Genomic DNA, 24598 nt, shown 5'->3' on the forward strand with positions numbered 1-24598 from the left:
CGCGCCAGACTATCCTACGGCTCGACAGCCGCACAGCCCGGCTAAGTTGCGCAGCCGCGAGCTCAATGTCGCCCGCGCGTCTTAGGCGAGGCGGCCGCGCGCATGGAACGCTCGAAGCGGATGGCGGACTGCGCCGCCGCCAGCCGCGCGATCGGCACGCGATATGGCGAGCAGGACACGTAGTCGAGGCCGGTGCGCTCGAAGAAGGCGATGGACGCCGGGTCGCCCCCCTGCTCGCCGCAAACGCCGAGCGAAATATCGGGCCGCGTGCGGCGCGCCTTCTCGACGCCCATCGCGATGAGCTCGCCCACACCCTCGATGTCGAGGGACTGGAACGGGTCGCGCTCGATGATTCCCTGTCGCTCATAGGTCGACAGGAAGTTGGCCGCGTCGTCGCGGGAAATGCCGTAGACGGTCTGGGTCAGGTCGTTGGTACCGAAGGAAAAGAAGTCCGCAACCTCGGCGATCGTGTCGGCGCGCACGATGGCGCGCGGCAGCTCGATCATGGTGCCGACGAGATAGGTGACCGATCGACCGCGCTCCGCCATCACCCGCTCGGCGATCCGCTCGATCCGCGTCTTGACGAAATCGAGCTCCTTCCGGAGGCCGACGAGGGGAACCATGATCTCGGGCACCACAGCCTTGCCCTTGCGCTCGCCCGCCTCGATCGCCGCCTCGAAGATCGCCCGTGCCTGCATCTCGACGATCTCGGGATGCGAGATCGCGAGACGGCAGCCGCGATGCCCCAGCATCGGATTGAACTCGTGGAGCGCGTCGATCCGCTCGGCCACGACCTCAGCGCCGATGCCGAGCATCACGGCGGTTTCGGCGATCTCCTGCTCGCCCTTCGGCAGGAACTCGTGGAGCGGCGGGTCGAGCAGGCGGATGGTGACGGGCATGCCCGCCATGATCTCGAACAGTTCGATGAAGTCCGAGCGCTGGATCGGCAGCAGGCGCTCGAGGGCGGCGCGTCGGCCCGCTTCGTCATGCGCGAGGATCATCTCGCGCATCATGCTGATGCGCTCCCCCTCGAAGAACATGTGCTCGGTCCGGCAAAGGCCGATGCCTTCCGCCCCGAAGGCACGGGCGGCGCGCGCTTCCGCCGGCGTTTCGGCGTTGGTGCGAACCCCCATGCGCCGCGCCCGGTCGGCGAAGGTCATCAAGGTCGCGAAGTCACCCGTCAGGGTCGGACGCTTCAGCTTGGGCGAGCCGATGATGACCTCACCCGACGTGCCGTCGATCGTCAGCATATCGCCCACGCGCAGCGTTCGTCCAAGCGCAATCAGCGTTCCCGCATCGTGGTTGATGCGCAGCGAGCCCGCCCCCGTCACGCAGGGCTTGCCGATACCACGCGCCACCACAGCGGCGTGGCTCGTCGTTCCGCCGCGAACCGTCAGAACACCCTCGGTGACGTGCATGCCGTGCACGTCCTCCGGTAGCGTCTCGTTGCGCACGAGAATGGTCGGACGTCCCTCGCCCGCACGCTCGATCGCCTGTTCCGAGGTGAAGACGATCTCGCCGCTCGCGGCGCCCGGCGATGCGGGCATGCCCTTGACGATCACGATCACCTCTTCGCCCCGTTCGATCGTCGGATGCAGAAGCTGGTCGAGCGAAGAGGGCTCGATGCGCAGGAGGGCGTCTTCTTCCGCGATCATCCCCTCACGCGCCATCTCGACGGCGACGCGGATCGCCTCGGCCACGTTGCGCTTGGCCGTACGAGACTGGAGAAAGAACAGCTCGCCGTCGCCGACCATGAAGTCCACTTCGGCGACGTCGCTGATATGGGTCTCGATGCGTCGGACATAGTCGGCCAAGGCATTCGGATCGGCGGGAAAGGCGACCTGCCCCTGCCCGAGCGCCGCAAGGTTCAGCGTGTGCCGCTTGAGGCCCAGTTCCTCCTGATCCCGCGCGCCGACGATGAACTCGCCGGTCAGGCTGGACTGCCCGGTCTTCAGATCGCGAGAAAGGGCGCGGCCGGTCCCCGACTTCTCGCCCCGCTCGTTGAAGATCATCGAGTGGACGGTGACGGCGAGCCCAGCGTTTTCGGATATCCCATGCGCCAGACGAAAGGCACGCGCGACCGGGCTTCGCCAGCTCGCAAAGCTCGCTTCGATCACGTGTTGAAGCTGTTCGAAGGGCGTCTGCGGCATGGAACTGCCGAGTTCGTCCTCGATGAACCGCAGGTAGGCATCGATCAGCGCACGCCAGTCCACCAGAGACTGGGGCTCGGAGCCGATCCAGCCAGCGCGTTCACGCTCGGCATCGGCCAGTTCCTCGAAGTCGGAGGAATCGATCGAATGAATGAGGTTGCAATAGCTTTCGATGAAGCGACGATAGGCGCGGAACGCGAAGCCGACATCGCCGAGCTCGCGGGCCAGGAGTTCCACCGTTCGGCTGTTCAGGCCGAGATCGAGGATCGTATCGGCAAGCCCCGGCATGGCGGAGCGGGCGCTCGTGCGCACCGCAAGAAGCATTGGCCTTTCGGCGCCGTCGAGGACGCGGCCCGTGACCTCCTGCAACCATTCGATGCCGGCCAGAAGCTCGTTGCGGAGTGCGGCCGGCTGGGCACCGGCGCTTTCCGCCTCGCGCCAGGCAGCCGTCGAAATGGTGAAGCCCGGCGGCACCGGAAGATCGAGAGACGCCAGAAGCGCGAGATTGGAGCCCTTGAGCCCAAGCGCTTCGGTCGGATCGGCCGTACGATCCGCCGCGCCACGCTTGAACGTGAACAGTCTCTTCGCCATGGGAACTAGGTCAAGGTCTCGAAAAAGATGCGCTCGAAGCGGATCGTGCCCGACACACATAGGTCAAACCCTGTCTCGCGCCAATTGCTGCGGCGCAAAAGTCGCCCGGCATGGCGGCCGTGTGGACCGATGATGCCGGGCGACGGGGTCGGTCAGAGATGCTTCTCGATCACCGCTGCCATCTCGTCCGCAGAAAGAGCTCCAGCATATTTGTCGCCGTTGATGAAGAAAGTGGGCGTCGCGTTCACGCCGAACTCGTCCTGTCCCGCCTTCTGAACGGCGACGATCTTACCCTGCAGTTCGGTGTCCTGCAGACAGGCGGTGAACTGGTCCTGCGTCATTCCCGCCAGCTGTGCGATCTTGAGGAGCGCGACGGAAGCGTTCTCGGCGCCGGCCCACTCGCGCTGCTGGTCGAACAGGACGTCCACCATCGCCGTGCGCTTGTCGTCGCCGGCGCAGCGCGCCAGCATGAAGGCGCCGAGCGCGCGCGGATCGAATGGGAACTCGCGCAGGATCAGCTTGGCCTTGCCGGTGTCGAGATAGTCCGCCTTGATCGCGGGATAGGACTCGGAATGGAAGTCGCGGCAGTGGCTGCAGGTCATCGAGGCGTATTCGATGATGGTGACGGGCGCGTCGGCATTGCCGATCACGACATCCGGCAAAGCCTGCGACGCCATCAGCTTGGCGACGTCCGCCTTGCCCTGCGGCTCGGGCGCGGTGGCGGCCGATGGGTTGGTCTTGGGTGCGCTCGCCGATGCCGCCGGAGCGGTCGCTTCCGTTTGAGCGACCGCGGGAAGCGCCGTTACGGCTCCAACCAGCGCGACGCCGAGAAGAAGAGCCGGCAACGCGGATCGGCGCTGCACGCGACGAAACTTGGCGGCGGATTCGGGCAAGTGGACGAGCATGAGCCGGAGGGCCTTTCGTTCAGGGGGCGATTCGCTGGCGACGAGGTAATCCGCCGATTATGGCGATCCGACGAGACGGGACCGACGTCAAGACGAAATCCCGAGAGCGGGTCAGGACAGGTCCCGGCCGGGTTTGGCGGCGTTGCGCCCGATCACCGTCTCGCCCAACCGTTCCAGGGCCTGACGCAACCTCGTGCTTTCGATGCGGGACGTCACCTCGGCGATCGTGTCGCGGTCTCGCGCGGTCAACGGCTTGACCGCCGGCTTGCGGTTCCGCTTTTCGACATGGACCGGCCGCTGGACGATCTTGATGCGTGACACCGCGTGATAGCCGAAGAAGGCATCGACGCGCTGCAGGATCGCTTGTGTCTCATGCTGCAAGCGCAGCACGAACGCACCCTCGCACGCCACCACAAGGGTCGCGGGCGGGGGATCGGCTTCCCCGTCGAACGCTTTCGGCCAAGTGAGCTTTTCCGGCCGGCAGCCGGTTTCCAGCCGGGCCCCGACGATCTCCGGCCAAGCCGAGATGAGACCGAGCGTCATGCCGGCCTTGCGCGCGACGATCGGCTCCACCAGCGTCGAGACGAGATCGCCGATCGGCCGCGCGCCACGTCGGCGGATCGGCCTCCCGGGCTGAGCACCCTCCGTCATCGGGAGGAGAGGCCGGGTAGGCCGAACGGCCTCGGCCTTCGCAATTCGGTGAGGATGGTGGCCATGCTGCCGAAGATGGCGAGCAGCATCCATTCGTTCAACAGAACACCGTGGAACAGACCGAAGACGAAGACGTAAACGACCAGCACCGTCGAAACGTCGCGAACGATGCGGCTCGCGCAACGCCGTGAAACGTCCACGAGGAAGAGGCCGAACACGGAGAGCATCAGGGCGAGACCGATCAGCCCGCTGGAAAGCGCCTCGTCGAGAACGAGATTGTGCAGATGCTGGTACCGTAGGACGGCACCCGCATTCGGACCGGCCAGCCGCCCGACTTCCTCCATTCGCGACATGCCGCCGACCCCGACGAAGGGGCGTTCCGCGAGGACGGCGACGGCGCTCGACCACATGGCAAGGCGCACGTCCACCGAGCCGGACGCCAGCCCCGATTCCTCGTAGGCGTTCATTTCCGCCACACCCGTCTCGATGCGGGCGCCGACGAAGCTGATCAGAGGAACGGCTGCGACCGATACCAGCACCAGCCCCCCGACCACCATTCCGGCCCGGCGCCGACCGCTCGCCCGGATGCGCGGCAGCAAACGCGCGGCATCGACGAGCGCGGTCACGACGAACAGGAGCATGGCCGCCCGCGTTCCGCTGAGAATGATGGGAACCACGCCGAGATAGGTCCAGGCGATGCCGTCCGGCAGGAAGCGGAAGGCGTTGCCGGTCGGAATCCGCGCCAGAAGCGCGGCGACACCGACCACGAAGGCGAAGATCGCCTCGTTACCCCCGAGGCCGACCCGCATGCCCGTCCGCCAATATTCGATCGGTGTCAGAACGAGAAGCGCCAGGAGAGCGAGGCGCGCGCCCAGCGCCAGCATCTGTGCCGGACGACGAACGAGCCCGAGCCCCAGCGGCAGCAAGGCGCAGGCGAATTCAAGCGCCGCGTAGGACAGGGTGCGATTGCCGGAAAGCGGCTCCCCACGCGCGAGGCTCAGGGCGATCTGCCAGATCGCCCAGGCGACCAGCGCGCCGATGAAGGCGCGCGGCATCCCGCGCCATGTCTTGGGGCGGAAGACGGCGAGATAGATGCCGCAGGCGGCAAAGAACAGAAACGCGGCTTTCGCGACGGATACGAGCAGCGTCAGGCCGAAGATGCCGGCACCGAGCAGCATCGCATCCAGTCGGCGACGCAGTAGAAGAATGCGCTTGACGCTCAAGGTCGCCCCGCCTTTCCGGCATAGCGAGCGCGCCGAACGAGTTCGCGCGTTCGAAACGCCAGCGTCGGCAGTCGCCGCCACGGCTTCAGCTTGCGGCTGGCGTAGCGCTCGCCTTCCTGCGTCAGGCTCGATTTCGAAAGCGGCCCGAACCGGACGAGATCGTCCCAGATGTCCAGGGTGCGAAGACCCGTCGCCCAGCCGCGCTCCAGCGCCACGTCGAAGGGAAGCGTCATCGGCACGAGGGCACGGGCCAGCCGCTCGGCGGCGGATTGCCGCACGATGTAAGCCGCCGCGCTGCCCGTCGGCCCGAAGAAGGGAACGGCGAGATGCCGTCCATGCGGCAGCGCGCGAAGCACGCGCCGCTTCGGCCGCCGATGATGGGCAAAACGCACGACGTCCCAATCGTCCCGCGTCAGCAACGCTTGCAGAACCGGGACGCATTCCTCGCGCAGGCGAACGTCATCCTCCAGGACGACGCCGGCCTCGCAGTCGCTCGCCGCGATCGCCTCGAGCGCCTTTAGATGGCTGGCATAGCATCCGTATTCGCCGGGCATCGGGCGTTTGCCGTGGTGGGCGAGAAAGGCCTGCCGGTCGAGAAGCGTGCGCTCGTCGTCCGGTATCGTCTTTCCATCGACGCCGGCGATCCGTATCAGTTCGATCCCATGCGCGGCTGCATCCGCCCGGATATCCGCAAGACGCTCCGGCGACCGGTCGAGGTTGATGACGAAGAAGTCGATCCGCACGAAGACAGTCCCATCCGCAGGCGCCGGTGAGCCGGACTGGGGCTCGGATGGACGGCGCTCGGCCCGAAGTCAAGCTGAGGCGGATGCGAACGGGCCCTCCCCCTTCGCCGCGATTCTGCTCGAATGGTACGACCGGCATGCCCGCGTTCTCCCCTGGCGCGTTTCGCCGGACGACCTGCGACGCGGGGTACGGCCCGACCCCTACCGCGTGTGGATGTCGGAGATCATGTTGCAGCAGACCACCGTGGCGGCGGTGAAAAGCTATTTCGCAGCCTTCACCGAGCGCTGGCCGGACGTCGCCTCGCTCGCCGCCGCCGAGGATGCCGAGGTCATGGGCGCCTGGGCGGGCCTTGGCTACTACGCTCGCGCCCGCAATCTTCTGGCTTGCGCGCGGGTCGTCGCCTCCGATCGAAACGGTGTGTTCCCGACGACCGCCGAAGCGCTGAGCGAGCTTCCGGGCGTCGGCGACTACACGTCCGCCGCCATCGCCGCCATCGCCTTCGACGAGCCGGTGGCGGTGGTGGACGGAAACATCGAGCGCATCTCTACGCGCATCGCGGCGATCGAGACGCCGCTACCGGCCGCGCGGAAGGCGATCCGCGAACTCGTGGGGACTTTGACGCCGAGGCTGAGGCCGGGCGACTTTGCGCAGGCCATGATGGATCTGGGGGCGACGATCTGCACCCCGCGTCGGCCGGCCTGCGTGCTTTGCCCCGTCACCGACCACTGCGAGGCACGGCGGCTCGGGCGGCAGGAGGAGTTTCCGGTCAAGCTCGCCAAGAAGGCCAAGCCCGCGCGGCGCGGCGCCGTGTTCGTGCTGCGCCGCCGAAGTGACGGCGCGGTCTGGCTGCGCCGCCGCCCGCCCACCGGCATGCTCGGCGGCATGAGCGAGCCGCCCTCCTCCGCATGGAGTTCGAAGGGGGATGGCGCACTCGGCAAGGAGGCAGCCCCAATCGAGGCCGCTTGGCATCTGGCCGGCTTCGTCGAGCATGGGTTCACGCATTTCGACCTGACGCTGGAGGTCTGGTCCGCCCAAGCCGATACGATGCCTCCGATCGAGGGATGGTGGGCGACGCCCGCGCAGCTCGAAGGCGAAGCCCTGCCGACCCTGATGCGCAAGGTGATCGAGCGCAGCGCGGCCCCGATCGCCTGAAGGTTTACGCGGACAGGCGGGCGAGTTCCTGCCTCACCTCGTTGCGCAGCTCGTCGATTGCCCTCAGCCGGCCGTTCTCGCGAACGTGCCAGAATGTCCAGCCGTTGCAGGCTTCGAGCCCTTGGACCTTGGCCCCGATCCGATGGATCGACGCCGTCTCGCCGTTGGCCGCGATCGTCCCGTCGGCGCGAACGCTCGCCTGCCAGCGACCCTTGGCGTCCGTCAGCTCGGCGCCCGGCGCCACGAGCCCGGCGTCCACCAGCGTGGCGAAGGGAATGCGCGGCTCGGCCCGCTTGCTGGTCGCCATGCGGATCGTTTCCGCGTTCAGGGGCTCGACCGAAAGGATGCGATCGGCGGCGGCCTCGATATAGTCGTCCTCGCGCTCGATGCCGACGAAGTTGCGGCCGAGACGCTTGGCCACCGCACCTGTCGTTCCCGTGCCGAAGAACGGGTCGAGGATCGTGTCTCCGGCCTTGGTGGACGACAGGATCACGCGGGCGAGCAGCGCTTCCGGCTTCTGCGTCGGATGAACCTTGTTTCCGTCGTCGCCGCGCAGCCGCTCGCCGCCCGAGCAGATCGGAAACAGCCAGTCGGACCGCATCTGCGTGTCGTCGTTGGCAGCCTTCATGGCTTCGTAGTTGAACGTGTAGCCTTTCGCGTCCGGGCTCTTCGATGCCCAGATCATCGTCTCGTGCGCGTTCTGGAAGCGGCGGCCACGGAAGTTCGGCATCGGGTTGGTCTTGCGCCACACGACATCGTTCAGGATCCAGAAGCCGAGATCCTGCATGATCGCGCCGACGCGGAAGATGTTGTGATAGGAGCCGATCACCCAGATCGTGCCGTTGGGCTTCAGAAGCCGTCGCGCGGCCAGAAGCCAAGCCCGCGTGAAGGCGTCATAGGCCGCGAAGTTCTCGAACTGGTCCCAGGCGTCGTCGACGGCATCCACCTTCGACTGGTCCGGGCGATGAAGGTCGCCGCCGAGCTGAAGGTTGTAGGGCGGGTCCGCGAAGATCGCGTCGACCGACTTTTCCGGCAGCGCGGCCATGCGCGAGACGCAGTCTCCCTTGATGATCGTGTTTAACCATTCCGGCGCTTTCGCGGACTGGTAGGAAGACGGCATCGCCTGGATTCTCGACATCGGACCACCCGTAACTCGCAACTCGTGACAGGGGACATGGTTACCGAACGAGCTTAACGATCGGTGAAACCGGCGCGCTTTTCGCCGGAGGTGGTCATATCGGGTGGTGCATGCTACCGGAGCCCCATCCCATCCAAACCGGTTCTCGAAGAAGGCCCGTCAGATGCCTCTTTCTCTCGTCCTGTTCGATTGCGACGGCGTTCTCGTCGACTCGGAGATCATCTCCGCCAAGGTCGATTCCAAGCTCCTGGGCGAGATCGGCTACGAGATTTCGCCGACCGAGATCGCCGAGCGCTTCTCAGGCCTGACGCAGGACCGGATCGCCGAACTCCTGCGCAGCGAGGCCGGCCTCCACCTGCCGGAAGACTATGTCCAGCGCCAGAGCGCCGAGCTCGACCGGCGCCTTGCCGCCGAGGTGGAGGCGATCGCGGGCGTCAACGAGATGCTGGATCGCATCGATCTGCCGCGCGCCATCTGCTCCAACTCGTCCTCCGCGCGCCTCCAGCTGATGCTGGAGCGGGTCAAGCTATGGGACCGCTTCCGCCCCTATGTCTTCGCCGCGCGCGAAGTCGGCACGGGCCGGACAAAGCCGGCGCCGGACGTTTATCTCCACGGTTGCCGCGAACTGGGCTTCCCACCGTCCGAGACGGTGGTTCTCGAAGACTCGGTTCACGGCGTGGCGGCTGCGGTGGCGGCGGGCTGCCGGGTGGTCGGCTTCGTCGGCGGCCAGCACACCTATCCCGGACACGCGGATTCGCTCACCGAAGCGGGCGCCGAAACGATCATCCGGCGCCTCACCGAATTTCCGGCCGTTGTAGAAGCCTTGGCCGAGTGGGAGCAGGTCTGAAGCGTCAGGAGCCGGGCTTGCGCGCCGAGCCCGCCTGTGGCCCCTCGTCGAAGCCGGCATAGACCACCAGCGTGCGCCCGGCCGGCACCGGAATGCGGATGGCGCGGTCGACGTATCGGAACTCCTTCGGGCCGCCCGACGGGTCGGTCGAGATCGACTGCTTGCCGAGCTGGCTGTAGACGACCTTGCCCGAATCGAGCACCGCGACGCGGATCGGCAATTCCGCAGATCCCGCGCGCGCCGAAAGGCCCGGCACGAGGCGCCCCGCCACACCGACCTCCATGTAGAGTTCGCCGTCGCGCACGCGGCAGGCGCGCGTCGTCGATGCAATGGAGGCGATGTACTGGAGATCGTCGCCCGAACCCTTGCGAAGGATGGCAGTCCCCTCCCGCAGGCTGACTTGGGGACAATAATCCGGCACGACCCCGGCCTGCGCGCTGGCCTGCTGCTGCGGCGCGGGCGGCGGGGCGGTCGGCTTGCCGCCGGATGTATTGCAGGCAGTCAGAACCAGCGAGGCCGTGGCGAGGGCCGCGGCCTTCCGGGCGAACGATAGCTTGGACTTATGCATGCTGCGGTTCTTCCCATACCATGTCGAGCCGTTCTATATCAGGCCCCTATGCCCGTTTCGACCTTGATGGTCACGAAAACGTGGCGCGGGCACCGCTTCGGCCGGAGCCCGATCGAAAAGACGTGGGAGATGTCGTGAGATATATCAGCTCGCGGGGGGAAGCCCCGATCCTGGGTTTCGCCGATGTGCTCCTAGCGGGCCTGGCCACGGACGGCGGCCTCTACGTGCCGGAAACCTGGCCGCAGATCGAGCCCGAAACCATCGCCTCCTTCGCCGGGCGCCCCTATGCGGACGTCGCCCTCGAGATCCTGAAGCCTTTCGTCGGCAACGAGATCGCACCGGATGCCTTGGAGCGGATGGTGCGCGAGGCCTACGCGACGTTCCGCCATCCGGCGGTCGCCCCGCTGGTGCAGATCGGCGAGAACCACTTCGTTCTCGAGCTGTTCCATGGGCCGACTCTCGCCTTCAAGGATGTCGCCATGCAGTTGCTGGCGCGCCTGATGGACCATGCGCTGGAGCAGCGCGGGCAGCGCGCGACGGTGGTTGGCGCGACGTCGGGCGATACGGGCGGCGCGGCGATCGCCGCCTTCGCCGATACCGACCGGACGGACATGTTCATCCTGTTCCCCAAGGGCCGCGTCTCGCCCGTCCAGCAGCGGCAGATGACGACCGGCGGCTCGGCGAGCGTCTATGCCGTGGCGATCGAAGGCACGTTCGACGACTGTCAGGCCCTCGTGAAGGCGATGTTCAACGACGCCGCCTTCCGCCGCGAAACGGCGCTTTCAGGCGTGAACTCGATCAACTGGGCCCGGATCATGGCCCAGATCGTCTACTACTTCACGGCCGCCGCCAGCATCGGCGCACCGGCCCGCCGCGTGTCGTTCACGGTGCCGACCGGCAATTTCGGCGACATCTTCGCCGGCTACGCGGCCAAGCGCATGGGACTGCCGATCGAGCGCCTGATCGTCGCCACCAACGAGAACGACATCCTGGAGCGCACGATGCGGGATGGGCGCTACGAGATGCAGGGCGTCCACGCGACTACGTCGCCCTCCATGGACATCGAGATTTCCTCGAACTTCGAACGTCTCCTGTTCGAGGCGAGCGGGCGCGACGCGCAGACCATCCGCCGCCTGATGCAACAGTTGCAGCAGTCGCGCGCCTTCACGCTTCCCGAGGATGTTCTCGCGTCCATCCGCTCCGAGTTCGACGCCGGGCGTACCAGCCAGAACGAAACGGCCGATACGATCCGCGAGCAGCTGGCGACCACGGCCTATCTTCTGGACCCGCACACGGCGGTCGCCGTCTCGGTCGCCGAGAAGCGGCTAGGTGAAACCGCGATGATCTCGCTCGGCACCGCGCATCCCGCCAAGTTCCCGGCCGCCGTCAAGGCTGCCTGCGGAACCGAACCGGCGCTGCCGCCGAGCCATGCCGATCTGATGACGAAAGGCGAGCGCTTCGACGTTCTGCCGAACGATCTCGGCCAGCTTCAGACCTATATCCGCGAGCGCAGCCGCGCCGTCCGCTTCGGGGCCGCTGCATGAGCGTCGAGATCACGCGCCTGTCCAACGGGCTGACGATCGCGACCGAACACATGCCGACCCTGGAAAGCGCCGCGCTCGGCATATGGGTCAAGGCCGGCGCGCGCGACGAGGCGGCGAACGAGCACGGCATCGCCCACCTCCTCGAGCACATGGCCTTCAAGGGCACGACCCGGCGCAGCGCACGGCAGATCGCCGAGGAGATCGAGGACGTCGGCGGGGAGCTGAACGCCTCCACCAGCGTCGAGACCACCGCCTACTACGCCCGCGTGATGAAGGACGACGTTCCGCTCGCGGTCGATATCCTGACCGACATCCTCCTCGACTCGCGTTTCGACGAGGAGGAACTCGTCCGTGAGCAGCACGTCATTCTCCAGGAGATCGGCGCGGCCGAAGACACGCCGGACGACATCGTCTTCGACCACTTCCAGGCCTCCGCCTATCGCGACCAGATCCTCGGCCGCCCGATTCTCGGCACGCGGGAGACGGTGAGCGCCTTCACGCCGGACGAGCTCCGCTCCTACCTGTCGCGGCACTACGCGCCGGAGCAGATGGTGGTCTCGGCGGCAGGCGCCGTGTCGCACCAGGATCTGGTGGACCGCGTCTCCGCCGCCTTCGGCTCGCATGTCGCCCGCCTGCCGGGCATCGCCTTGGAGCACCCTCCGGCCCTCTACACCGGCGGCGAGTTTCGCGAGGAGCGCGACCTCGCCGACGCGCAGATGGTGATCGGCTTTCCCGGACGGCCGTACTACCAGCGCGACTTCTATGCCGCGCAGGTTCTTTCCATCATTTTGGGCGGGGGCATGTCGTCCCGCCTGTTTCAGGAAATCCGCGAAACGCGCGGTCTCTGCTACGCGATCTCCGCCTTCCACTGGAGCTTCTCCGACACCGGCATCTTCGGCGTTCATGCCGCGACCGGCGAGGAGGAACTGGCCGAGCTTGCCCCCGTCATCATGCAGGAGCTGGTGCGGGCGGCGGACGGCATCACCGAGAAGGAGGTCGTGCGCGCCCGCGCACAGATGCGCTCCAGTCTCCTCATGAGCCAGGAAAGCCCGGCTTCCCGCGCAGGGCAGATGGCGCGGCAGCTGATGTTCAAGGGTTCGGTGATCGACAATGCCGAACTCCTCGATCGCCTCGCCGCAATCACGGCGCCCCGCCTTGCCGATCTGGCGGCCGCCACCTTCCTCGACACGATCCCGACCCTGGCCGCGATCGGCCCCGTCAGCCGCCTTCCATCCATCGACGTCTTGGCGGGCGCGCGGAGCCCGGCTTCCACGCTCCAGCCGCGACAAGCCCTGGCCGCCAGCTGATCGGTTCCGGCCATGGCCTTGTTCGATTGGGCTCAGGCACCGATCCAGCCGACGCTCACCGGCAGCAATATCCTGCTGCGTATCCCGAAAGCTTCTGACTTCGAACAATGGAGCCATTTGCGCGAGCGAAGCCGCGACTTCCTGACACCCTGGGAACCGAGCTGGACGCGGGACGAACTCAGCCGCGCGTCCTTCCGCCTGCGCCTGCGTCGATCGCGTCTGGAAGCGCGGCAGCGAACGGGATACACCTACTTCATCTTCGATCGGGGGGGCGACGTGCTGATGGGAGGGCTGACGCTCGGTCGAATCCAGCGCGGGGTCGCGCAGACGGGAACGATCGGGTACTGGATGGGCAAACCCTACGCGGGGAAAGGCGTCATGTCCCGCGCGGTGGATGCCATCTCCCTTTTTGCCTTTGACGTCCTGGCACTGCATCGCCTGGAGGCGGCTTGCCTCCCACGCAACGAGCCGTCGATCCGGCTTCTCGAACGATCCGGCTTTCGCCGTGAGGGCTATCTGCGAAGCTACCTGAAAATCGCCGGTGTTTGGGAGGATCACCTTCTGTATTCGCGTTTGAGCGAGGACGGAGCGACGCCGAACCCTGTTTCGCCACCCGCGACCTGACCTTCGAACGACGATCCACCGCGAACATGAGCCGTCCCCGATCGTAATGCCGAACCCCACTTCCCTTCTTCGCCGCGTTCTCTTCTGCCTGGCCATCGTGGCCGGCTGCGTCGGCGCGTCCCCGAGCCTTGCGCTTTCGCCGGTTTCGATCGGCCGGGAGGACGTGGCGATCGATCTGGAACCGGCGGTGGAGATGCATCTCGGCCGAGGCGAGAACTTCCAGATCACCACGGCGCCGAACGCCGAAGGCGTGGTCCGGCGCATCGAGATCGAATCGAACTCCGAGAAGCCGTCGGGAAACTGGGCGGTCTTCGCCATCGCCAACAACAGCGACGAGCAGATCGACCGCATGGTGGTCGCGCCGCATTTCCGCCTATCGGATTCCGGCCTCCTGCGCCCCGATCTCGGCTCGCAGCGCATCGTCGCCATCACCCCATCGGAAGGCTTCGCGTTGGACCGGCAGGACAGCCCGGAGGCCGACGTGTTTTCCGTGACGCTGGATCCGGGAACCGTGGTGACTTTCGTCGCCGAGCTTTCCACCGACCGGCTTCCCGAGATCCGCCTGTGGGAGCCGAACGCCTACAAGGACACGGTTAACGCGTTCACCCTGTATCGCGGCATCGTGCTGGGCATCGCAGGCCTCCTCGCGGTGTTCCTGACGATCCTCTTCGTGGTCAAGGGCTCGCCGATGTTCCCGGCGACCGCGGCGCTCGCCTGGGCCGTTCTCGCCTATATCTGCATCGACTTCGACTTCTGGCAGAAGCTCGTGCCCATCGTGCCGGGGCAGGAGCGGATATGGCGGGCGGGCACCGAGGTCGCTCTCGCCTTCACGTTGCTCGTCTTCCTCTACGCCTATCTCAACCTGAACCGCTGGCACGGCATTCTTTCGGCCTTCACCGGCCTTTGGCTCGCCGGTCTCGGCGCGCTCGGCGTCCTGGCCGCCTTCGACCCGCCGCTCGCTGCCGGCATCGCGCGCATGTCGATGGCGGCGACGGCCGGCATCGGCCTCCTTCTGATCCTGTATCTTTCCGTGATGCGCTACGACCGCGCGATCATGCTGATCCCGACCTGGCTTCTCATCATCGTCTGGCTCGGCGCGGCCTGGGCGACGGTCGGCGGGCGGATCGACAACGACATCATCCAGCCCGCGCTCGGCGGCGGACTCGTGCTCATCGTCCTCCTGATCGGCTTCACGGTGATGCAGCATGCCTTTGCCGGCGGATCCTTCGCCGGCGGTCTCCTGTCCGACATGGAGCGCCGCTCGCTGGCGCTGGCGGGTACGGGCGACGCGATCTGGGACTGGGATGTGGCGCGCGACCGCATCTTCGCCGGGTGCGACACGGAGGGGCTCGACGGGATGCCCGTCGCCGCAATGAACGGCCCGGCGCGCGACTGGCTTCCGATTCTCCACCCCGACGATCGCGACCGGTTCAAGGTCACGCTCGACACCATCCTGGAACACCGTCGCGGGCGCATCTCACAGGATTTTCGCGTGCGCAGCGACGACGGGCATTACCACTGGATGAGCCTTCAGGCGCGCCCGGTCCTTGGCAGCAACGGCGAGGTGGTGCGCTGCGTGGGAACGTTGAAGGACGTGACCGAGCGCAAGAAGGCCGAAGAGCGCCTTCTGCACGACGCGCTGCACGACCAACTCACCGGTTTGCCCAACCGCGAGCTGTTCCTCGACCGACTGGATTCGATCGCCTGCCTCGCCGCCACCCGCACCGACGTTCGTCCGACGCTGTTCGTGGTGGACATCGACCGGTTCAAACAGGTCAACGACGAGTTCGGCATCGCGACCGGAGACACGATCCTCCTGACGGTCGGGCGCCGCCTCAAGCGCGTTCTGAAACCCCAGGATTCGCTCGCCCGCCTGTCCGGCGACCAGTTCGGCCTGATCCTCATGTCGGAAAGCGATGTGGCCGCCGTCGGTGCCTTTGCTGAAACGCTTCAGGACGCGGTTCGCGCGCCGATCGCCTTCTCCAACCAGGACATCATCCTGACGGCCTCCGTCGGTCTGACCGGCTGGACGGACGGCGCGGGCGCCGACGAGGTGCTACGCGAGGCCGAACTCGCGATGTATCAGGCGAAACGCCTTGGCGGCGATCGCATTGAGGCCTTCCGCCCCGCCTTCAAGACGCACAGTTCCGGCCGCGTCGAGCTGGAATCGGATCTGCGCCGCGCCTTCGGGCGAAACGAGCTGTCGCTCGCCTTCCAGCCGATCGTGCGGCTGGCCACCGGTGAGATCGCGGGCTTCGAGGCACTGCTCCGCTGGAATCACGCCAAGCGAGGCCCGGTCTCTCCCGCCGAGTTCATTCCGCTCGCCGAGAGCACGGGGCTGATCGTTCAGCTCGGCCAGTTCGCACTGGACGAGGCGGCACGGCGCCTGTCGGACTGGCAACGGCTGCCGGGCCAGACCAAGCTGTTCTGCTCGGTCAACATCTCGAGCCGCCAGCTGATCCGTCAGGATCTTCTGAACGATGTCCGCCAGATCCTGAAGCGCTACCAGCTCGCGCCAGAAACGCTGAAGCTGGAGCTGACCGAGTCGCTGGTCATGGACAACCCGGAGCGTTCGGCCAAGCTCCTGGCGCGTTTGAAGGAGATGGGCGTCGGGCTGTCGCTCGACGATTTCGGAACGGGCTATTCGTCCCTGTCCTACCTCCTGCGCTTCCCGTTCGACACGCTGAAGATCGACCAGTCGTTCCTGCGCGGCGAGCAGGTGCCGCAGCGCCCGATCCTGGTGCATTCCATCGTGACCATGGCGCACGAACTTGGCCTCGCCGTGGTGGCGGAAGGCTTGGACAACGATGCCGATATCGCTCAGCTTCGCAAGCTCAACTGCGAATATGCGCAAAGCTTCATGTACGGCCAGCCGCTTTCGGCGGAAGAAGCGCGGCGGCGTCTGCAGGAGCGGAACGGCCGCCGAAGCACGGGCTAGGCGTGGCCGGCCTCGCTCGTCAGGAACACGGGATCGATGCCGAGGATCGCGAGCGCGCGGCCGTACTTAGTGTCCAGCTCGTTGCCGAACACGATGTCGAGGTCGGCAAGGCACGTCAGCCAGCCGTTGGCGGCGATCTCGGATTCGAGCTGCCCGGCGCCCCACCCGGAATAACCTAAGACCATGATCGCGCTGGACGGGCCGTCGCCGCGCGAAAGCGCCTTCAGGATATCGAGTGTCGGCGTCAGCGAGATGCCGTCGTCGACCTCGACGGTGGATTCGGAATCGTAGTCGTCCGAATGGAGGATGAAGCCGCGCCCCTGCTCCACCGGTCCTCCGGCGCAGACGGACACCTCACGCCCCTTTTCGGGCAGCCGGATCTCGTCGGCATCGGTGACGATATCGAGCTGCTTCAGGAGAGACGCGAAGCTGAGGGGCTGTGCCTTGTTGATGATGAAGCCCATGGCGCCGTTGGCCGAATGCGCGCAGACATAGACGACGCTGCGCGCGAAGCGCTCGTCTTCCATACCGGGCATGGCGATGAGAAAATGCCCCTCCAGCGAAGGGGTTTCGTCATCGGATCGGCTACGCATGTTTTCTAGGTCCATGGGAAGAAGATAGACATGTCGATTGGCTTTTGCACCAGCCTCCGCGCCGAAGCTGTGTCGCGGCTGTTGCTGGCGTGCGGTCTCGCTTTTGCCGCCTTCCCTGCGCAGGCCATCACCCCAGCCGATCAGAACGCTGAACTGCGCTCCGACGGGGCGACGCTGCGGCTTGTGGCCTTGAAGGGTGATGCCGATGGCATGGTCCGGGGCGCTCTATCGATCGAACTGGCGCCCGGCTGGAAAACCTACTGGACCGCCCCCGGTCCGGTCGGCCTCGCGCCTCGTATCGATCTATCTGAAAGCACCGGCATCGAAGATCCCGTCTTGCAGTATCCGATCCCCGCCCGCTTCGCGGAGGGCGACGCCGAGAGCGTCGGTTATGCGGAGCCAATGGCCGTGTTCTTCGAGGCAAAGGCGATCGAGGCGATGCCACGGATCGAAGCCGATATCCTCATCGGTGTCTGCCGCGAAATCTGCGTTCCCCTCGCCGCTCGCCTCAGCGTGTTCCCGAGCGAGGGTCTTTCCGATCGGGCTTTGGTTCTATCGGCCAAGGAGGCATTGCCGGCCGAGGCGGGCTCGCTGGCACCTCGTTCCGTCCGGTGGAGCCAGGATCTGTCAGGCCTCGAGGTCGGATCGCTTGCCGGCGTGACGGATGCGTTCATCGACGCGAGTCCGGGATGGTCGTTCGGGCCCCCTATTCCGACGTCGACCCCGACGGGGCCATCCTTCACGATTCCAGTTCTCGCGCGACCCTCGGGGTCTCAGGTCCCGATGCATGTTTCGATACTTTTGATTGCCGCCGAAAAGGCGCAACTATCACGCTCCGTTCAGGTCGATCCGCCCGATTCGCCGGGTCGAGATCGCTGACACCCAAGGGATCTATCCGACATGACGATCACCATCGGCGAACACCTCCCGGACGCATCGTTTCGCACGCCGGGCGAAGACGGCCCGGCCACGCTGACTTCGGGCGAACTCTTCCAGGGCAAGCGCGTCGTCCTTTTCGCGGTGCCCGGCGCGTTCACGCCGACCTGCACGATGAACCATCTGCCGGGTTTCCTGGAACTCAACGACGACCTGCGCGCCAAGGGCGTCGATACGATCGCGGTGGTCGCGGTGAACGACGTCCACGTTATGAAGGCCTGGCAGAAGCATACGGGTGCGGGCGATCGCATCCTCTTCCTGTCGGACGGGAACGGAACGTTCGCCAAGGCGGTCGGTCTCGACGCCGATCTCTCGGCCGGCGGGCTCGGCATACGCTCCAAGCGCTATTCGATGCTGGTCGAGGACGGCGTCGTGAAGCAGCTCAACGTCGAGCCGAGCCCGGGTCAGGCGGACACCTCGTCCGCACACACGCTCTTCGATCAGATCTGATCGTTCAGCCGGCGGACGGAACGCCCGTCCGCCGAGCCTTCTTGAACGGCTCCATGCCGGCGCGGGCGAGCGCATCCGCCCGCTCGTTCTCGGCGTGGCCCGCGTGGCCCTTCACCCAGTGAAACGTCACTTCGTGACGCTGGCGCTCGGCGTCGAGCCGCTGCCAGAGCTCGGCGTTCTTCACTGGCTTCTTGTCGGCCGTGCGCCAGCCGTTGCGCTTCCACCCATGGATCCATTTCGTGATCCCGTCGCGCAGATACTGCGAGTCGGAATGGAGGTGCACCGCGCAGCCTCGCTTAAGCGCGCCAAGCCCCTCAATCGCAGCCAGAAGTTCCATGCGGTTGTTGGTGGTCATTGGCTCGCCGCCCGAGAGCTCCTTTTCGGTCGCGCCGAAGCGCAGGATCGCGCCCCAGCCGCCGGGCCCCGGATTTCCCGAGCAGGCGCCGTCGGTGAAGATATCGACGCGCGTCGCCGTTTCGCTCATGCCGCCTCTCCGCCGAGCTGAAACCCGTAGTCCGCCACGGTGCGGACGCCTGCGTGGAAGCGCAACTTGCGAAGATACTCGCGCGGGTCTTTCTTGGTGACGAGCGACGTGTCGGGGATATGGATCCAGTCGTAGAGCCGAGTGAGCAGGAAACGCAGCGCCGCGCCGCGGGCCAGGATCGGGAGGGCGGCGAGTTCGTCGTCGCTCAAGGGGCGAACGGAATGATAGCCCTCGATCAGGGCGCGCCCCTTGGTGATGTTGAAGGCGCCGTCCAGCTCGAAGCACCAAGCGCACAAGCAGATCGCCAGATCATAGGCGAGGATGTCCTCGCAGGCGAAGTAGAAGTCGATCAGCCCCGATAGGCGCCCGCGTAGGAAGAAGACATTGTCCGGGAAGAGGTCGGCGTGGATGATACCGGTCGGCAACCCATTCGGCCAATGAGCCTCGAGGAAGGCGAGTTCAGATCCGATCTCTGCCAGGAGGCCGTCCGACACTTTGTCCGCTTCCGGGCCGCAGCCGTCGTACAGCGGGCGCCAACCGCCGACCGAGAGCGCGTTGGCGCGGGTCAGCGCGAAACCGCCGGACTTGGCATGGAGATCGGCGAGTGCCCGCCCGACCTCGCCGCATTGCTCGGCGGAGGGTCGGCGGGTCCACATCCCCTCCAGGAAAGTGAAAAGGGCCGCAGGGCGACCGGCCAGCTCACCGAGCGCCTCGCCCGAAACCGGCTGGACGGGCAACGGGCAGGACAGACCGCGATCGGCGAGATGCTCGAGAAGGCCGATGAAGAAGGGCAGATCTGCTCGGTTCACACGCTTTTCGTACAGCGTGAGAATGAAGGTGCCCCGTTCCGTTCGAACGAGGAAGTTGGAATTCTCGACCCCTTCCGCGATGCCCTTGTAGCTGAGAAGCTGGCCGAGATCGTAACGCGACAGGAAGGCGGCGAGATCGGCCTCGCCGACCTCCGTATAAACGGCCATTCAGATGAGCCTCGTATTGAGAAGCGGACGGTCGCCGTTGACGAAGGCCATGTCCGCCGACGTCAGCGGCACGTCGCGAAGGCTGCGCATGACGGGAAAGTTCTCGTCCTCGATCGCGGTCTGGACGAGTTCGATCCGAACGTCGAAGCGCTCGCGCAGGGCGGCGATGATCTCGTCCGTCAACACTTCCGGCGCGGACGCGCCTGCCGACATGCCGATCACCCAGCCGGGCGCCACGTCCTCGATCGGCACATCCTGACGGCCCTGGACGAGGATCGAGCGCGACGCGCCCGCCCGCTCGGCCACTTCGACGAGACGGCGCGAATTGGATGAGTTCGGCGCTCCGACGACGAGAAAGAGATCGGTGCCCGCGGCGGATGCCTTCACCGCGTCCTGCCGGTTGGTCGTGGCATAGCAAATGGATTCGGACGACGGCGCCTGCATCTCGGGGAACTTGCGCTGCAGCGCGTCGATGATGCCGGCCGTATCCTCGACGGAGAGCGTCGTCTGCGTGACGAAGCCGAGCGCCGCCGGGTCGGCGGGGGCAAAGCTCGCCACGTCCTCCTCGGTCTCGATCAGCACCACCGCCCCTTCCGGCAGTTGCCCCATCGTGCCGATCACTTCCGGGTGCCCCTTGTGGCCGACGAGCAGGACCTGCCGCCCGAGACGCACATGGCGCATCGCCTGCTTGTGGACCTTGGAAACGAGCGGGCACGTCGCATCGAGATAAAGAAGCTCGCGGCGTTCCGCCTCGGCCGGTACGGACTTCGGCACGCCATGCGCGGAGAAGACCACGGGCTGGCCATCGTCGGGAATCGCATCGAGTTCTTTAACGAAGACGGCCCCCATTTGCCGAAGCCCATCCACCACGTACTTGTTGTGGACGATCTCGTGCCGGACATAAACCGGCGCGCCGTAGCGTTTCAGCGCCAGGACGACGATCTGAATGGCCCGGTCCACGCCCGCGCAAAACCCGCGCGGCTCGCACAGGCGGATCGTCACGGTGGGTTTCGCCTCGATGGCTGACAAGTTGTTCTCCGGCGCTCGGGTCTTGCGCGGAATGAAGGGATCGGACGGGGTCCTGTCAACCCTCCGAAGCCGCCGCCTTGGGCCTGCGCCATAGCCAGCGCAGAAAGAGAAGGAAGATCACCATAAGAGCGAAGGCGAGCGCGAACCAGGTGATCGCATATTCCAGATGGTTGTTGGGGATCTCGACGACCGTGGTTCCGCCGACCGGCCCCGCCGGATCGCCGTCGCCGCGATCGGCATCCACGAGGAAAGGCAACAGCGTCGCTCCTGCGGGGAGCGAGAGGCCCTGCGCCATATCCGGAATGCTCCGCCAGAAGAAGGCATTCCGGGCGGGGTCGTTGTCCGGCACGAAATAGTTCGGTTTCTTCGTCGGCGCCGCACGCGCAAGCCCCGTGACCGACACGCTTCCCGATGGGTTTCCACCGACCCGCGTCGCCGGGTCCTTGCGATCATAGGGGACGAAGCCGCGATTGACGAAGACCACGGTGTTCCCATCGCCCAGCACCATCGGCGTCAGAACATGCCAACCCGCGGCTCCCTCGTTGGTGGCCAGGAAGTACCGTTCTCCGTCGTGAAGGAAGCGACCGTCCAGGCGAACGGGTGTGTAGTCGATCTCCTCGCCTTGCCTTTCGCGATCCTCAACCGTGGCGATATCGACCGGTGCAGCATGGATGCGGGCATCGATCGTCGCGATCAGCCCTTCCTTCCAGAACAAGCGCTCGACCTGCCAGGCACCAAGCGCGGTCAGGACGGCGATGGCACCCAGACAGACGACGACGACCGCCGCGATGCGTCCACGCGTCATCGGCTTCGGTTCGATGGTCTCGTTGGGATCGAAGTCCTGCATGGGCACTCGCAGATGCGACGGGTTCGAGGGGGCATCTCAACGAAAACGGCGGCCGCGAGAACGGCCGCCGTTTTCATAAGTTCGCATTGGCGGGGCTTCGATCAGCCGCCGTGGATCTCGGCGCCCCAGCCACCCCAGACGTAGACGGCAAAGAACAGGAAGAGCCAGACGACGTCGACGAAATGCCAGTACCAGGCGGCGGCCTCGAAGCCGAAATGCTTGGACGGGGTGAAGTGACCGCGGATCGCGCGAAGCAGGCAGACGGCCAGGAATATGACGCCGACGAACACGTGGAAACCGTGGAAGCCGGTCGCCATGAAGAACGTCGCGCCGTAGATCGAGCCGGAGAAGGCGAACGGGGCGTGCGCGTATTCGTAGAACTGGACGTAGGAGAAGATCGCGCCGAGCGCGACGGTCAGCGCGAGACCGGTGATCAGCGACTTGCGGTCGTTTTCCAGCATCGCATGGTGCGCCCACGTCGCAGTGGTGCCCGAAAGCAGGAGCGTGATCGTGTTGAAGAGCGGCAGATGGAGCGGGTCGATCACCTCGATGCCGACTGGCGGCCACTGTCCGCCGAGCGCCTGCACGCGCGCCGCCTGGATCGCCTCGCCGGGAAACAGGCTGGCGTCGAAGAAGGCCCAGAACCACGCGACGAAGAACATCACCTCGGAGGCGATGAACATGATCATGCCATAGCGAAGATGCATCGAAACGACCGGCGTGTGATGCCCTTCATGGCTTTCCTTGATCGCGTCCGACCACCAGGCGAACATCGTGTAGAGCACGATGGCGAGGCCGAAGGCGAAGATCCAGGGCGTCGCCAGGTTGGCGCCGAAGACCATGAACGGCGTACCGGAGACATGGCGGAACAGACCGACGGCGCCGAACAGGAGGAAGAACGCGCCCACGGACGCCACGAACGGCCAGGGGCTCGGCTCGATGACGTGGTAGTCGTGATGTTTGATATGCGTGTCAGCCATGGTCCGTCCCGCTTCTCCCGCACCCCTCTGCCTCAGGGCAGTCTATGCGCATCGATGCCAATTTCCAGTTTCGAAATAGCTCCCGTCCCCCGACGGAAGCGTCAGTCATAGCCCCTTCGGGTCCGAGCCGCCGGCAGCCGCCGCCACGGGCGTCTTCGGCTCGGCCACCGGGAAGAACGTATAGGACAAGGTGATCGTCGGAATGTCCTTCAGGTCGGGGTCGTCCTTGATCGCCGGATCGACGAAGAAGACCACCGGCATGTCCACCGCCTCGCCCGGCTGCAGCGTCTGCTCAGTGAAGCAGAAGCACTGGACCTTGTTGAAGTAGATCCCCGCCGTCAGCGGCGTGACGTTGAAGGTCGCCTGCGCCGTCACCGGCTTGTCCGACCGGTTGCGAACGCGATAGGCGGTCTGGCGCGTTTCGCCAAGATTCAACCGAATTTCCCGCTCCACCGGCTGGAACGACCAAGGCACGCCACTCGACGAATTGGCGTCGAACCGCACCGTGACCTTTTCGCTCGCGACGTTGCTCGAGGCGAACTCGGCGCGCTGCGTCGTGCCGCCGTAGCCGGTCACCTGACAGAAGAGCTGATAGAGCGGCACCGAGGCGTAGGCCGCGCCCACCATGCCGAAAACGAAGACGATGCAGCCGAGCGCGATCGCGCGGGCGCGCTTGGCGGCTTCGGCCGGGGTCGGACGGGTGGACGACGACATCCTCAACCTGCGATCTTGAACAGGGTTACGACGTAGAACAGGACGACAAGAACGACGAGAACCGCGCCGATCGCCAGCGAGCGCTTGCGACGGGCACGCGCTTCCGCCTCGTTGAGCCGCACGGTTTCCTGCTGCGGATCAAAGACCATGGAAGCCGATTCCGCGAGCGACCAGCCCTTCCACGAGGAGAAGCGCGAACAGCGCGAAGAGGTAGACGATCGAGAAGGCGAAGAGCTTCTTGGCCGGCGTCATCGTCGCGTCGCCATCCACCATGCGGAGAACACCGTAGGCGAGGCGCACGAAGTTCAACCCGAGGAGTGCGGAAACCACGCCGTAGATCGGGCTGGCGAAACCCAGCGCGAAGGGAAGGATACCGACCGGCGCCAGGATCAGGGAGTAGACGAAGATATGGATGCGCGTCGAACGCTCCCCCGCGACGTTCGGCAGCATGGGAATGCCGACCGCGCCGTAGTCCTTCATCTTGAACATGGCGAGCGCCCAGAAGTGGGGCGGCGTCCAGAGGAAGATGATCAGGAAGAGGACGAAACCCTCCCACGACACGCCGCCGGTCGCCGCAGCCCAGGCCACCATGGGCGGAAAGGCGCCCGCCGCCCCCCCGATCACGATGTTCTGCACCGTCCGCCGCTTCAGCCACATCGTGTAGAACACGGCGTAAAAGGCGATGGTGAAGGCAAGGAAGCCTGCGGCGAACCAGTTTGCGGCAAGGCCGAGGAGCATCACCGAGAAGACCGAAAGGAAAAGGCCGAACGCCAGGGCGTTCTCGGGCGTGACCCGGCCCGCCGGGATCGGACGATTCGCGGTGCGGGTCATCACACGGTCGATATCGCGGTCGTACCACATGTTGAGCGCACCGGAGCCGCCAGCGCCCAGCGCGATGGCGAGCAGCGACACGAAGGCGAGGACCGGGTTGAGCGTTGCGGGCGCGGCGAGCATGCCGGCGACGGCGGTCAGGATGACGAGCGACATGACCCGCGGCTTGAGAAGCGCGATATAGTCGCCGGGTTCGGCCAGACTGATGCCGGGCCGAGCCTCACCGGAAGCTGAGAAGTCGATGGCGCTCAACGTCATGCCTTTCACCAATTCCAGCGGCGCTTAAGGGCGACCGCTGGATCGCCGGAGAAAGCCGGCTTCTTCATGCGATCGATCCCGGCGGGAGCCGGGATCGCTTGTCGTGCCTTCCAAGTC

Annotated in this window: 24 protein-coding genes; 8 read left to right on the forward strand and 16 right to left on the reverse strand. The window is 66.0% G+C overall.

Features of this window, described 5'->3' with window-relative positions; translation table 11 throughout:
* Positions 1-62: 62 nt before the first annotated feature.
* From ppdK to H7A85_RS04265, 5 genes are all read right to left on the reverse strand, one after another.
* Complete coding sequence (gene ppdK / locus H7A85_RS04245) at positions 63-2741, reverse strand: pyruvate, phosphate dikinase (RefSeq protein WP_182084652.1); 2679 nt, start codon at positions 2739-2741, stop codon at positions 63-65.
* A 152-nt stretch (positions 2742-2893) separates the two neighbouring features.
* Positions 2894-3604 carry a DsbA family protein gene (locus tag H7A85_RS04250; protein WP_244630932.1) on the reverse strand — a complete coding sequence of 237 codons (711 nt, stop codon included), beginning with the start codon at positions 3602-3604 and terminating at the stop codon, positions 2894-2896.
* Positions 3605-3757: 153 nt separating this feature from the next.
* On the reverse strand, positions 3758-4297 hold the full coding sequence (locus tag H7A85_RS04255) for a DciA family protein (protein ID WP_182084654.1): 540 nt from the start codon (positions 4295-4297) through the stop codon (positions 3758-3760).
* On the reverse strand, positions 4294-5520 hold the full coding sequence (locus H7A85_RS04260) for an O-antigen ligase family protein (RefSeq protein WP_182084655.1): 1227 nt from the start codon (positions 5518-5520) through the stop codon (positions 4294-4296). Before H7A85_RS04260 ends, H7A85_RS04255 begins: the two co-directional genes overlap by 4 nt.
* Positions 5517-6263 (reverse strand): glycosyltransferase family 25 protein, encoded by a 747-nt coding sequence (locus H7A85_RS04265; protein WP_182084656.1) that lies wholly within the window; start codon positions 6261-6263, stop codon positions 5517-5519. The genes H7A85_RS04260 and H7A85_RS04265 overlap by 4 nt, the downstream gene beginning before the upstream one ends.
* Here H7A85_RS04265 and H7A85_RS04270 point away from each other — a divergent pair.
* Positions 6241-7416 carry an A/G-specific adenine glycosylase gene (locus H7A85_RS04270; RefSeq protein ID WP_182084657.1) on the forward strand — a complete coding sequence of 392 codons (1176 nt, stop codon included), beginning with the start codon at positions 6241-6243 and terminating at the stop codon, positions 7414-7416. The two genes, H7A85_RS04265 and H7A85_RS04270, sit on opposite strands and share 23 nt — an antisense overlap.
* Positions 7417-7420: 4 nt before the next feature.
* Here the strand turns inward: H7A85_RS04270 and H7A85_RS04275 are convergent, their stop codons facing one another.
* Entirely contained in the window at positions 7421-8554 is a 1134-nt protein-coding gene (locus H7A85_RS04275) for a site-specific DNA-methyltransferase (protein WP_182084658.1), read from the reverse strand.
* A 163-nt stretch (positions 8555-8717) separates the two neighbouring features.
* Between H7A85_RS04275 and H7A85_RS04280 the strand changes: the two genes are divergently transcribed.
* A complete protein-coding gene (locus H7A85_RS04280) occupies positions 8718-9401 on the forward strand; it encodes an HAD family phosphatase (RefSeq protein WP_182084659.1) in 684 nt (227 codons plus the stop codon).
* 4 nt (positions 9402-9405) lie between these two features.
* On the opposite strand, the gene H7A85_RS04285 is transcribed toward H7A85_RS04280, so the two are convergent.
* Positions 9406-9969, reverse strand: a complete 564-nt coding sequence (locus H7A85_RS04285; RefSeq protein WP_182084660.1) for a hypothetical protein — start codon at positions 9967-9969, stop codon at positions 9406-9408.
* Positions 9970-10103: 134 nt separating this feature from the next.
* On the opposite strand from H7A85_RS04285, the gene thrC reads away from it, so the two are divergent.
* The 4 genes from thrC to H7A85_RS04305 are packed head-to-tail and all read left to right on the forward strand — an operon-like array spanning position 10104 to position 16382.
* On the forward strand, positions 10104-11513 hold the full coding sequence (gene thrC, locus H7A85_RS04290; RefSeq protein ID WP_182084661.1) for a threonine synthase: 1410 nt from the start codon (positions 10104-10106) through the stop codon (positions 11511-11513).
* Positions 11510-12820, forward strand: coding sequence for a pitrilysin family protein (locus H7A85_RS04295; protein ID WP_182084662.1), 1311 nt, complete (start codon positions 11510-11512; stop codon positions 12818-12820). Before thrC ends, H7A85_RS04295 begins: the two co-directional genes overlap by 4 nt.
* A 12-nt stretch (positions 12821-12832) precedes the next feature.
* The gene (locus H7A85_RS04300; protein WP_182084663.1) at positions 12833-13444 is read left to right on the forward strand and encodes a GNAT family protein; all 612 of its coding nucleotides are present in this window, start codon (positions 12833-12835) and stop codon (positions 13442-13444) included.
* A 46-nt stretch (positions 13445-13490) separates the two neighbouring features.
* Entirely contained in the window at positions 13491-16382 is a 2892-nt protein-coding gene (locus H7A85_RS04305; RefSeq protein ID WP_182084664.1) for an EAL domain-containing protein, read from the forward strand.
* On the opposite strand, the gene H7A85_RS04310 is transcribed toward H7A85_RS04305, so the two are convergent.
* On the reverse strand, positions 16379-16990 hold the full coding sequence (locus H7A85_RS04310; RefSeq protein ID WP_182084665.1) for a YqgE/AlgH family protein: 612 nt from the start codon (positions 16988-16990) through the stop codon (positions 16379-16381). The two genes, H7A85_RS04305 and H7A85_RS04310, sit on opposite strands and share 4 nt — an antisense overlap.
* Positions 16991-17005: 15 nt before the next feature.
* Between H7A85_RS04310 and H7A85_RS04315 the strand changes: the two genes are divergently transcribed.
* Positions 17006-17854 carry a protein-disulfide reductase DsbD domain-containing protein gene (locus H7A85_RS04315; RefSeq protein WP_182084666.1) on the forward strand — a complete coding sequence of 283 codons (849 nt, stop codon included), beginning with the start codon at positions 17006-17008 and terminating at the stop codon, positions 17852-17854.
* A gap of 21 nt (positions 17855-17875) precedes the next feature.
* A complete protein-coding gene (locus H7A85_RS04320) occupies positions 17876-18361 on the forward strand; it encodes a peroxiredoxin (protein WP_182084667.1) in 486 nt (161 codons plus the stop codon).
* Between the two features lie 4 nt (positions 18362-18365).
* Here H7A85_RS04320 and rnhA read toward each other — a convergent pair whose 3' ends face one another.
* The 8 genes from rnhA to H7A85_RS04360 form a co-directional block, all read right to left on the reverse strand.
* Positions 18366-18845, reverse strand: coding sequence for a ribonuclease HI (gene rnhA / locus H7A85_RS04325; RefSeq protein ID WP_182084668.1), 480 nt, complete (start codon positions 18843-18845; stop codon positions 18366-18368).
* The gene (locus tag H7A85_RS04330; RefSeq protein WP_182084669.1) at positions 18842-19822 is read right to left on the reverse strand and encodes a homoserine kinase; all 981 of its coding nucleotides are present in this window, start codon (positions 19820-19822) and stop codon (positions 18842-18844) included. Before H7A85_RS04330 ends, rnhA begins: the two co-directional genes overlap by 4 nt.
* Entirely contained in the window at positions 19823-20851 is a 1029-nt protein-coding gene (ispH, locus tag H7A85_RS04335) for a 4-hydroxy-3-methylbut-2-enyl diphosphate reductase (RefSeq protein ID WP_182084670.1), read from the reverse strand.
* 55 nt (positions 20852-20906) lie between these two features.
* Complete coding sequence (locus tag H7A85_RS04340) at positions 20907-21698, reverse strand: SURF1 family protein (RefSeq protein ID WP_244630935.1); 792 nt, start codon at positions 21696-21698, stop codon at positions 20907-20909.
* A 101-nt stretch (positions 21699-21799) separates the two neighbouring features.
* The gene (locus H7A85_RS04345) at positions 21800-22678 is read right to left on the reverse strand and encodes a cytochrome c oxidase subunit 3 (RefSeq protein ID WP_182084671.1); all 879 of its coding nucleotides are present in this window, start codon (positions 22676-22678) and stop codon (positions 21800-21802) included.
* Positions 22679-22783: 105 nt separating this feature from the next.
* Positions 22784-23392 (reverse strand): cytochrome c oxidase assembly protein, encoded by a 609-nt coding sequence (locus H7A85_RS04350; RefSeq protein ID WP_182084672.1) that lies wholly within the window; start codon positions 23390-23392, stop codon positions 22784-22786.
* Positions 23393-23394: 2 nt separating this feature from the next.
* Entirely contained in the window at positions 23395-23541 is a 147-nt protein-coding gene (locus H7A85_RS04355; protein WP_182084673.1) for a protoheme IX farnesyltransferase, read from the reverse strand.
* Complete coding sequence (locus H7A85_RS04360) at positions 23531-24475, reverse strand: heme o synthase (RefSeq protein ID WP_244630936.1); 945 nt, start codon at positions 24473-24475, stop codon at positions 23531-23533. Before H7A85_RS04360 ends, H7A85_RS04355 begins: the two co-directional genes overlap by 11 nt.
* Positions 24476-24598 lie beyond the last annotated feature (123 nt).

The organism is Aureimonas sp. ME7, from assembly GCF_903970965.1.
Lineage (GTDB): Bacteria > Pseudomonadota > Alphaproteobacteria > Rhizobiales > Rhizobiaceae > Aureimonas.